1 protein-coding gene is annotated in these 558 nt (G+C 74.6%); it reads left to right on the forward strand.

Annotated elements, in window-relative coordinates; translation table 11 throughout:
- The first annotated feature begins 230 nt into the window (after window positions 1-230).
- Complete coding sequence (locus tag ACOV8S_RS19785) at window positions 231-503, forward strand: hypothetical protein (RefSeq protein WP_448319123.1); 273 nt, start codon at window positions 231-233, stop codon at window positions 501-503.
- Window positions 504-558: the final 55 nt, after the last annotated feature.

The raw sequence follows: 558 nt of genomic DNA on the forward strand, positions 1-558 counted from the left end.
CTGCTGTACCGCCGCGGACGCGTCGGCGCCTGCTGACCGCCCCACGGCTCGCCGCCGGCCGTCCTTCCGTCATTCCCGCGGAGGGGCGGCCGGTCCGCATGAGGGGCTCCTTTCGGCCGGGTGCGCGCCGGTGGGGTTTCCCCGAGCGATGTGGCTCGTTGGGCACGGAGAGTCGAAAGCCCGTCGTGGCGGCCCGCGTCGCCGGTCCGCCACGGCATGAAAGGAACACGATGAAGTCTCTGAAGGCAGCCGCCGTCCTCGTCGGTTCGCTGGCCGCCGCGGCCGGTGTCTCCGGGACCGCCTCCGCCGCCGAGGAGCCCGGCTCCGCGCTGGGCTCGGTCACCGAGCTCGCGGGCCCGCTGATGCCGATCCAGCACCAGGACGGCGGGAACCTCCTCGACACCGAGTCCGAGGGCTCCCCGCTCAACGCGGTCAACGGCATGACGGAGCAGCTCAACAAGAACGGCGGCGGACTGCTCGGCGGTCTTCCCGCCGGCGGCTGACGCCTGCCGGGAGCTCGCCGGCCGGGCCGGTTCCGCCGGAAGGGCGGAGCCGGCC

This window comes from Streptomyces sp. CO7 (assembly GCF_053474865.1).